At 64.7% G+C, this 4,409-nt stretch carries 5 protein-coding genes; all 5 read right to left on the reverse strand.

Going from position 1 to position 4,409, the window contains the following annotated elements:
* A partial coding sequence (locus tag VTU_RS28085) for an RHS repeat domain-containing protein (RefSeq protein WP_010106794.1) occupies window positions 1–995 on the reverse strand: 995 nt, incomplete at its 3' end.
* Entirely contained in the window at window positions 992–1,930 is a 939-nt protein-coding gene (locus tag VTU_RS0118030) for a TadE/TadG family type IV pilus assembly protein (protein WP_040893105.1), read from the reverse strand. The genes VTU_RS28085 and VTU_RS0118030, both read right to left, overlap by 4 nt.
* A gap of 41 nt (window positions 1,931–1,971) precedes the next feature.
* Complete coding sequence (locus VTU_RS0118035; protein ID WP_010106796.1) at window positions 1,972–3,084, reverse strand: hypothetical protein; 1,113 nt, start codon at window positions 3,082–3,084, stop codon at window positions 1,972–1,974.
* Window positions 3,085–3,157: 73 nt separating this feature from the next.
* Window positions 3,158–3,685 carry a DUF192 domain-containing protein gene (locus VTU_RS0118040; protein WP_010106797.1) on the reverse strand — a complete coding sequence of 176 codons (528 nt, stop codon included), beginning with the start codon at window positions 3,683–3,685 and terminating at the stop codon, window positions 3,158–3,160.
* A partial coding sequence (locus VTU_RS0118045) for a type II secretion system F family protein (protein ID WP_010106798.1) occupies window positions 3,685–4,409 on the reverse strand: 725 nt, incomplete at its 5' end. The genes VTU_RS0118040 and VTU_RS0118045, both read right to left, overlap by 1 nt.

Consider the following 4,409-nt stretch of genomic DNA (forward strand, 5'->3'; position numbering starts at 1 on the left):
CCCTGTTCTGCGGGGTGGCTCACTTGCACCAGGTTCGCGCTCGCCAGTTCCTGCTGCTCTCGGAATTCCTGGGCTTTGGTTTGTTCACTGCCCTGCGGCAAGGCGCTGCCATAGCGGTATTCGAAGCGTCCTGCGGGGCTGTCCATGCTTTGCACGCCGTCGTAGCGCGGCGGCGGTTTGGCGCTTGCCCGGGACGATTTCACGTAGTGTTCCAGGCGGTCCTCCCGGTAGTTCAGCCGCAGTTTGCGCCCTTGCGGGTCGGTGACTTGCTGCAAGCGGCCTTGGGCGCCGTATTGCAGTTGCACGCTTTCGCCACTGGGCAGGCTGATGCGCATGAGCCGGCCCCGGTGGTTGAAGAGCAGTTCGCGCCCGTCGGTCCAGCGCCACAGATATTGCTGGGTCCGCGGCGTTCTGCCCGCGTTGCGGATGCTCACCACGCCGTTGTCCGGCTGCTCGCTGGCGCACTGGCTGGGGTCTTGCGCGGTTTTCTTGAAGATGATGCGTGTGCCGTCGGCCTGCACGATTTGCACGGTGTTCCCGATGTCGTACAGATCGGTTTCGTAGCTGAGCTTCCAGCCGCGCCCCAGGATTCCCGGGGGCACGTTGCTGCGGCCGTACTGGCTGTTGTAGTGGCGCACGATTTCCAGACCGAGCAGACCGGGCAGCGCGGGCATGTCTTCCTCGCGCTGGTATTTGTTGCCGCTGATGACGTTGATCGGGTTGCCCGCGCCCTGGTTCGTGCCGCTGGTGTTGCCCTGGCTCGCGGGGCCCGGGCTGCCGCAGGTTGCACCGCCTGGCGTAGGACTGCAGACCCCGCCGCCCGGTCCGGCGGGATCGGGCTTTTCTGTGCCGGGCATGCAGCTTTGGCGTTTCGGGTCGCAGGTCCCCGGCGTCTTGCCTCCGGTCAGACCGTCGAGCGGACCGGCCGATGCGCTTTGGCCGAGCAATACCGCCCATACAAGGCAGGCTGCGTGCAGCAGTTGCTTCGGGTTCATTTGGTGGCTCCACAGGATGGGCAATGCGTACCGACACAGTCCGTGTCTCCCCCGCCGGTGCCCGGGTTGTCAGCGCCACCGGTGCCGCCGCCTGGGCCCGGGCCAGCACCGTCGCCGGTACCACCGCCTGCACCCGGGTCGCTCCCGCCCGGGCCGAGCACCGTGCAACCCATGGTGATGCAGTCGGGTGCCGGGGATTTGCCGCCCGGACTGCCTGGGCCGCCCGGATTGTTGGAAATCGTGCTCTCGCCCTCGACGGCGTCGCTTTGCATATGCAGCGTGACGTGCGTGACGACCGGCAGCCGGCCCTGTTCGATGAGTTGGCTGTGGAAGCTGTCGCCGCCGTTGTCGAACCACTTCAGGTAGTGCTTGTAGATGGTGCTGACCAACGGAATCTTGAGCTCGTAGCCGTGCGTCACCTTGATCTTGAGCAGGTTCGCGTCCTGCACGCTCTGGCCCGATTGGCTGCCGACGTTTCTGTCGCGGTATGCCTGGCCCGCGTTGGGTATTGCGCGCGCGTTGTACTTTTGCTCCAGCCGGGGATCGTTCCAGTCGTCAAAGCTCGCGCGTGTGGGGTTGAGCAGGTCGATGCGCAGATGGCTTTGCAGGTCGATGCGCAGATGGCTTTGCAGGTCGGCCGCCGCCTTGGCCTTGGCCTGCGCCAGTTCCGCGCTGTTGCTGCCCCCGCCGTACAGCGGCACCAGCGCGCGCAGGTAGCTTTCGCGGATGTCCGGGAGTTTGGCGTGGGCCATGCTGCCCGCACGCGCGGCCATAAAGCTCGCGTGGTTGATCTGGTTTTTGGAGAAGAACACCAGGCCGTACTGCAGCATGGCCAGCCCCAGCAGCGTGATGATGGGGCCGACCACGGTGAACTCGATCATGGCGCTGCCGCGCTGGCGTGGCGCAGCGGATCGTGGTGTGCTGTGTTGGCGCATGGGTCTTCTCTCAGGCTGGGGCGACCTGCATGGGCTGGGGTTCAGGGCTTGGCAGGGGTCAAGGGGAAGTTGATGACAGGGTTGTCCATCAACTCAAACAACTCCTTGCGATACAGCATTACCTGAAAAATCCCCTTGGGTCCCGCGCCCACAAGATGGATGAGCGCGGCCTGCTTGCCCAATATCTCGCCTTCGAGCGCCTCAATGGTGAAATCGTGTCGGACGCGCGGGGTATCAGGTTGCGGTCCCTCCCCGCGCCAATCATCCACGGGGCCATCGATCTCGACGTCGATGCGCTGCGTCTTTGAAAGGCCCTCCAGCCGCGAATGCTTGAACGTCAAATCGGGCAGTTTCAGGCGCGTGTGCCTTTGCTCCTTGGGGTCGGTGTAGTCAATGCTGACCCCGCTCAGCGAGCCCGTGTGCAGATCCAACTCGGCCTCGTAGGTGACGCCTATATTCAGAAGGTCTGTGTACTTGTCGATTGGCTCTGCCGTACCTGACAATGAAAAGTAGCCACCCACATAGGTCACTTTCCGGGTCCTGGGCGCATCGGTCTGGTCGGTGAGCAATCCGAGCCTGGCATACCAGCCGGCACCTCTCTTCTTGTTAGTGACGCCTTCGCCCTCTCCGAAGGAAAAGTCCCAAGCCGGGTTATGACCCATCTCCTCGTTGAACGAAAAGAAGACGCCGCCACCCTGTTCGCGTGTGTAGTAGAACTCCGTGTCGCGCTGGTATTTGACATCCCCGTAACGCCTGCCATCCACAGTGAAGCTGTTGCGCCCGGCCTGGACATGGCGCCGCGCCAAGCCGTAGGAGGAGTAGCTCATGTCGATGCTGCCTTGGCCGCCCTTGGTGAGAGGGGATTCGATGATGAACCCCGAGATGTCGAAGTTGATCATCGGGCTCTTGGGGTCAGGGTCGGTCATGGCCTTGTGCAGCGCCAATTCATCGGTGGATGACGAGGTAGGTTGAACGCAGTTGCCGCCCATCTCGCGCTGGGCGCACAGCGGTCCGGCCGTAGTAATGAAGATATCGCCGTTTATGGCGTCGCCACCGATGACCCCGGGATCAGAGGCGTCACCGCCCCCATTGCAGGCAACGAGGGTCAGGCCGCAGGCCAGCAGCCAGAACAGGAAGCGGGTACGACGCGCCATGGCGCGTCTCGGGGATGAGCGTGGATGTGGCATGGGAGTCCAATCAAAAAACAAAGGGGTTGGGAAACGCGCGTCACCCGGTGGTGCTTGCGCGGGAACTGCTGCTGGTGAATGGGGAACTGGCGTCGTCTTGATCCTTCTTGCAACGGCCGTATGCCGTGGTGGACGGCGGTGTGCTGGCTGTCTTATGGTCCTCATGGCCCTCACGTCCCGGCCTGACAAACCGGGCGCTGCAGACACCATGCACCGCACCCGCATCCACCGGCCAAGGCCGCAGCTGCATGCCGGGCTCCAGTCCCTGGTTGGCTATTGCGCCCGCGGGCATCTCCAGCACATGGACGGCGCCCGGTCCGCCCCAGCTGCACCGCCAGGGGGCCAGTGCCGGTACTTGGCGCGTGATGCGGCCCCGGGTGTCGAGGTAGACGAGGTCCAGCGCGTAGCGCATGAAGCAGCTGTGCACGCTGGTGCAGCGCGCAATCAGCAAGGCGCTGCCGTTGCCGGCCACAGTGCCGCGCGGGTCGCTGCGGCCCATCAGACCGATGAAGCGGCCCCAGAAGCCCCGGGCTTGGCGAATCTGCAGTGCGTGCGGCTGGCCCGTCATCACAGCCCCGCGTTCATGAATTTCATCGCGATCGGGAACAGCAGCACGATGAAGGTGCAGGGGAAGATAAATGCGATCAGCGGAAAGAGCATCTTCACGGGGGCTTCCATCGCCAGCTTCTCGGCGCGCAGAAAGCGCTCCGAGCGCCTTTGGTCGGCCTGCGCGCGCAGCACGGGTCCGAGGCTCATGCCCATGCGCTCGGCCTGGATCACGGCCATGATGAAGTTCGTCACGCTGGGCTCGTTCAGGCGCTCGCCCATGTCGCGCAGCGCTTCGGCGCGCCCCTTGCCTGCGCGCAGGTCGCGCAGCACGCGCTGGAACTCTTCGCGCACCAGACTCGGCGGGCCCTTGGCCACGGCCTGCGTGATCGCTCCCTGCATGTTCAGCCCGGCCTCGACGCACAGCGTGATGATGTCCAGGAAGAAGGGCATCATGCGCAGCAGTTCGCGCCGGCGCAGTGCGATGCGGTCCCGGATCCAGATCGCAGGGTAGATCCAGCCGAGCAGCGCACCGATGGCCAGGGCCTGCGCGTAGACGCCGCGGGGAACATGCCGGGGCTCGGCATCCGCGCTCGCGCCGATGGGCACGCCGTCGAAGCTGGAGACGATCCACCAGACCACCAGCAGCGCCACCAGCGCGCTGATGACGCGGCTGGCGATGAACTGCGCGGGGCTCATGGTGTAGTCCAACCCCGCTTGGCGCAGTTTGAGCCGCAGGGCCTGCA

It is taken from the genome of Verminephrobacter aporrectodeae subsp. tuberculatae At4, assembly GCF_000193225.1.
Taxonomy (GTDB): domain Bacteria; phylum Pseudomonadota; class Gammaproteobacteria; order Burkholderiales; family Burkholderiaceae_C; genus Acidovorax; species Acidovorax aporrectodeae.